The organism is Yersinia nurmii (assembly GCF_001112925.1).
GTDB classification, from domain to species: Bacteria; Pseudomonadota; Gammaproteobacteria; order Enterobacterales; family Enterobacteriaceae; genus Yersinia; species Yersinia nurmii.
The window spans coordinates 1-4,212 of the sequence record NZ_CPYD01000028.1; the positions used below are offsets into that span (position 1 = coordinate 1).

The following is a 4,212-nucleotide window of genomic DNA, read 5'->3' on the forward strand; positions in this document are numbered from 1 at the left end:
ACTTGGTGCGGGCGGGTGTAAAACGATTCAGGTTTCAGCATGGACAGGACTTTAGCGACGTTATCACTGCCATCATCTAGCATCAGACCGCCAAGAACGCTTTGTTCTGCGTCGAGGTTGTGTGGTGGTGTTTTGTAATCAATGGTCATCCTTGGCCCCCTCGCGAACTAGCAGATAAGTTTCGTCATTCAGGAAATACTCCAACCCTTTTTTCTGCCACGTCTTTCCAGAACGAGCATCAGGTCTGTTTTCCAGCATCCATCGGCAGTTGGTGGAAATGTAAGTCAGGTAGGCTCTCCAGCTTTCCAGCGTGAATGGCTGGCTGTCCAGTTGGCGAGTTATCTTGCTGGCTTTCACCCAGAAGGTTTTGATCAGGTTGCGTCGCTTGTCACTGAGTGCTCTTATGCCTTTGGCTTCTGGCAGAATGTCGTGATAAGCATTGACCACATCTTCACAACTGAATGACGGTTTTTTCTTTTCCGGTTTATCGGCTGAAGAGGGACTCTCTATTACGTTAGTAATAGAGTTATTAGTTATTTCATTGTTTGTGGCACTTTGTTGGCAATCTGTTGGCACAACCTCCGCGCCAGCGCTTGGTGTGAGCGGCTTTGCGTTGGCACTTTGTTGGTAATCTGTTGGCACTAAATTTGGCTGATATTCGTCGTATTTTGTGACGTAAATTAATGAGAATTTCTTGGTGGTTGACTTAGTGATCATCCCAAGTTTTTCAAACTTACCGATGAGATATTTAATACGGTTACCGGTAATACCGGTTGCTAGTTCCAGCTTATTTCTGCCAGTCATAAACTCACCACGACGAACCATGACATCACCCAACTCAGTATTAACTATTGCCGGCGCGTGATTAGCGGTAAGTATGAAATGTATCCACAGGTGAACTGCCTCAGAATCCGTCCTGTAGAAGGGCAGTTCCATTATTTTTCTATGCATCAAGGCAAACCCCTTACCGGTTGCCTCCGGCCTTGCTGTGTCTGGTTGACGAAACGCTAAGACGTTACTCATTGGCCTTCCCTCTTCTCGCTTCTATGCCGCGGAATATCTCTGCAAACTTGCGGCCAAAAACGTGGTTGTCATTGCAGACCATGAGAAGCTCATCAGGCTTTGCAGCCCGTTGATATTGATTAGCGCCTGACGTATTGCTATTTGGTTTTTTCTTTCGCATAATTACTCCTGTTGTTTTGTCCAGTTAAAACGACATTGTTATTTGCTCTGCTGAATCCCTGGTTGCCGCCGGGGATTTTTGTTTTGCGAGCAACAAAGCCACCGACTTAGCCAGCCTTGCCATCTCGTCATCGACTACTCCCCATTCCAAAACAGCCAGAAGCATTGATATCTTCGGAATGAAGCTTTCTTTCCAGCGGGATATCTGTGACTTATCAACGCCAACAGCGTCAGCAATGTCAGTGACGCCTCGTAATGCAATCTTGTTCAGTAGTTGGCTCTCAATGATTCGAGCCTTGTTGCGTGTGCTTGCACGTTCCATGCGTAATACTTCCTTTTCTGATTAAGTGCGTAGTCAGTCCGTGGGATTGACCACTTTGTTGGTGCCCTCGAGTCAGGGCGGTTAAGTTGTGTAAAGAGCGGTATTTCTATGCAGCTTTTGGCGGGAAAATTTCATCTAATGTGTCGTTGCTTCCCAACTCATTAAGCGCCATTACTATTCGACGACATGACTCAAGATCAGGAACTCGGATACCTGATTCGTAGTTGGCAACTCGTGACTGTTTCCAACCGCAGGTGTTTGCAAGAACTGACTGAGTGACGCCAAGTTTTTTCCGTACTGTGGCAATTTGATTCATTTGGTTTTCCTTAATGATTCACTCAACCCCAATTAAACACGTTTTGTGTTTTAATTTCAACACAAATCGTGAAAAGCCTATTAACACGGATTGTGGTAAATAGATGTGCATGAATACGAATGATGAAATTGCAAAAAGGCTGAAAAGCCTTAGAGAAAATAAAGGCCTTACCCAGGGGGCCTTGGCAAGCCTGTGCGGATGGAAATCACAGTCAAGAATTGGGAATTATGAATCTGGCGCTAGAAAATTAAGCACTAGCGATGCAGAAACAATCGCTAAGGTTTTGGGGGTTTCAGCATCTCAAATTCTTTTTGGCGATCAGGAGCCATCAAATTTTTCTTACGTTGGCCCTAATATCAAGGGGAATAAATATCCACTAATCAGTTGGGTTAGTGCCGGGGCATGGTGCGAAGCTATTGAACCCTACGCACTAAAAGATATTGATGAGTGGTTTCAGTCAGACGCGAGAATTGAAGGTAATGGCTTTTGGTTGCGCGTTGAGGGTGACTCGATGACAGCCCCTGCTGGGCTTAGCATTCCTGAAGATACACTCGTTCTTTTCGATACTGGAAGAGAAGCAAGAAATGGCAGTCTAGTTATTGCGAAGCTGGAAACAGCTAACGAAGCTACGTTTAAAAAACTGATCATTGACGGCGGAGCTAAATATTTGCGTGGTCTTAACCCAGCATGGCCTCTTGTGCCAATCAATGGGAATTGCAAAATCATTGGTGTAGCAGTCGAAACCAAAATGCGGTTGGTCTAATACCCTAACCCACGGCTAACCTACTGCTAGGGTGGGGTGAACAAATACAGCGAATCTGGCAAAGACCGGAGCGCATTTAGATTTCCAAGGGAATAAGGCCGATCCCGGTCTAATTGCATTAGGAATTAGATAGTTATGGGTAATTTTCCAGACATAAGATCCCAGGGTAATTTGAACCTTTATCCGGAGGTGGAAGTAACAGTAGATGGCATACCCATGGGGGTCCTTAATGATGGGACTCCCTACCTAACCCTTTATGGGTTGGCTAAACTTTGTGGTATTGACGATACTCCTTTACGTGTATTTACAACTAATTGGAGTTCAGAAAAGTTTAAACCACGCGGTTCTAAAGTAGCTGCATATCTTGAGCTTAGAGGACACCGTGACGTCAAAGATTTATTTACCAGAACCGTAAATAAATCAGGAATAGAAACACATGCTTACCCTGATTATGTTTGCATGTCTATTCTGCAATATTATGCATTTGATGCGGTTGGGTTTGACAATACACATGCTAGAAATACATTTGTTCGCCTAGCTGACTACACACTCAAAAGAATGATCTATGAGCAGTCAGGATACAAACAGCCAAATCATGCCGTTATTACCGACTCATGGAATGTTTTTCAACAAAGAATACTTGCTAATGACGCCATTCCAATTGGATATTTTTCAATATTTAGGGAAATGGCGGACCTAACAGTTAGGTTGATCAATAGCGAGTTTAAGTTAGACCCCCACTCAATTCCAGATATTAGCGTTGGACAAAGATGGGCCGCGCATTGGAAAGCCAATAAGCTATCTGAAATTTACGGGGATAGAATGATGTACCCCCATAACTATCCAGATAGTTTCCCGCAAAGTAAAGGCAACCAAAAAGAGGCTTATATATATCCAACAGGAGCTTTAGGCCCATTTAGAGACTGGCTTCAGACTACTTACATAAATGTACATCTAAAGACATACTTAGTTGGACAAGTACAAAAGAAGGCTTTGCAAGCCCCGCAAGCAGAAAGGATTATGCTTGCATTACAAAACCCAACACTTCCAAAACCATATTAATTCACCCTAACCCGGCCCGCTGCCGGGTTTTTTGTGCCTGTAATCTGACAATCTCACCACCCTACCCGCTTTAAACACCACTCACTTCACACTTTTCACGCCTGTTAGCTGGTGCGAATAGTCACGTCTGAATTATTTTCAAAATAAATTACATTAAAAATCAATAACATCACAATCAATCACCCAAATTAAACACAATTCGTGTTGACGATTAAAACACAATCTGTGATTATTGATTCCATCAGCAGGACGCACTACTCACCAGGACGGTGATGCTCTTTAACAATTAGATTGCCCTGATACGAGGGCACCAAAGAGAAGTTGGCTTTGGCGGTGCTGGTAAGACAACGGCCTTGTGAATAAGCAAACCGGATCGCAATGCGAACGTGATGCCAAATCGATAGCTGTTAGAAGCATCAAGGAAATCCGGTAACTACCGGCACCACCAAAGCCAATCACCGGAGACATACCATGAATTCGAGAGAGCGACGAACAGCTCGCTACAGAGCTAAATGTGCAGCAGAGGGTCGGTTAGAAAAGAACATCGCTACAGCCCTCACAGGATGC

General features: G+C 44.3%; 7 protein-coding genes. 2 read left to right on the plus strand and 5 right to left on the minus strand.

The genetic code is table 11. The features are described 5' to 3' along the window. From AD970_RS19265 to AD970_RS18325, 5 genes are all read right to left on the minus strand, one after another. Positions 1-149, minus strand: a 149-nt coding sequence (locus AD970_RS19265; protein ID WP_328286837.1) for a DnaB-like helicase N-terminal domain-containing protein, incomplete at its 3' end; no start/stop codon positions are given. Further along, complete coding sequence (locus AD970_RS18315; RefSeq protein ID WP_049602433.1) at positions 139-1,023, minus strand: hypothetical protein; 885 nt, start codon at positions 1,021-1,023, stop codon at positions 139-141. The genes AD970_RS19265 and AD970_RS18315, both read right to left, overlap by 11 nt. Then, the gene (locus tag AD970_RS19790) at positions 1,016-1,183 is read right to left on the minus strand and encodes a hypothetical protein (RefSeq protein ID WP_157045601.1); all 168 of its coding nucleotides are present in this window, start codon (positions 1,181-1,183) and stop codon (positions 1,016-1,018) included. The genes AD970_RS18315 and AD970_RS19790 overlap by 8 nt, the downstream gene beginning before the upstream one ends. 24 nt (positions 1,184-1,207) lie before the next feature. Beyond that, positions 1,208-1,504 carry a CII family transcriptional regulator gene (locus AD970_RS18320; protein ID WP_049602434.1) on the minus strand — a complete coding sequence of 99 codons (297 nt, stop codon included), beginning with the start codon at positions 1,502-1,504 and terminating at the stop codon, positions 1,208-1,210. A 106-nt stretch (positions 1,505-1,610) separates the two neighbouring features. Beyond that, a complete protein-coding gene (locus AD970_RS18325; protein ID WP_049602436.1) occupies positions 1,611-1,820 on the minus strand; it encodes a helix-turn-helix transcriptional regulator in 210 nt (69 codons plus the stop codon). Between the two features lie 103 nt (positions 1,821-1,923). On the opposite strand from AD970_RS18325, the gene AD970_RS18330 reads away from it, so the two are divergent. Both AD970_RS18330 and AD970_RS18335 read left to right on the plus strand, forming a co-directional pair. After that, positions 1,924-2,583, plus strand: a complete 660-nt coding sequence (locus tag AD970_RS18330) for a LexA family protein (RefSeq protein WP_049602438.1) — start codon at positions 1,924-1,926, stop codon at positions 2,581-2,583. A 135-nt stretch (positions 2,584-2,718) separates the two neighbouring features. Continuing rightward, positions 2,719-3,645: a hypothetical protein gene (locus tag AD970_RS18335; RefSeq protein WP_049602439.1), complete on the plus strand. Its 927-nt coding sequence runs from the start codon at positions 2,719-2,721 to the stop codon at positions 3,643-3,645. Positions 3,646-4,212: the final 567 nt, after the last annotated feature.

Coding starts and splice junctions, on each gene's coding strand:
- AD970_RS18315 (WP_049602433.1), bottom strand. CDS start 1,023: ATGAGTAACGTCTTAGCGTTTCGTCAACCAGACACAGCAAGGCCGGAG.
- AD970_RS19790 (WP_157045601.1), bottom strand. CDS start 1,183: ATGCGAAAGAAAAAACCAAATAGCAATACGTCAGGCGCTAATCAATAT.
- AD970_RS18320 (WP_049602434.1), bottom strand. CDS start 1,504: ATGGAACGTGCAAGCACACGCAACAAGGCTCGAATCATTGAGAGCCAA.
- AD970_RS18325 (WP_049602436.1), bottom strand. CDS start 1,820: ATGAATCAAATTGCCACAGTACGGAAAAAACTTGGCGTCACTCAGTCA.
- AD970_RS18330 (WP_049602438.1), top strand. CDS start 1,924: ATGTGCATGAATACGAATGATGAAATTGCAAAAAGGCTGAAAAGCCTT.
- AD970_RS18335 (WP_049602439.1), top strand. CDS start 2,719: ATGGGTAATTTTCCAGACATAAGATCCCAGGGTAATTTGAACCTTTAT.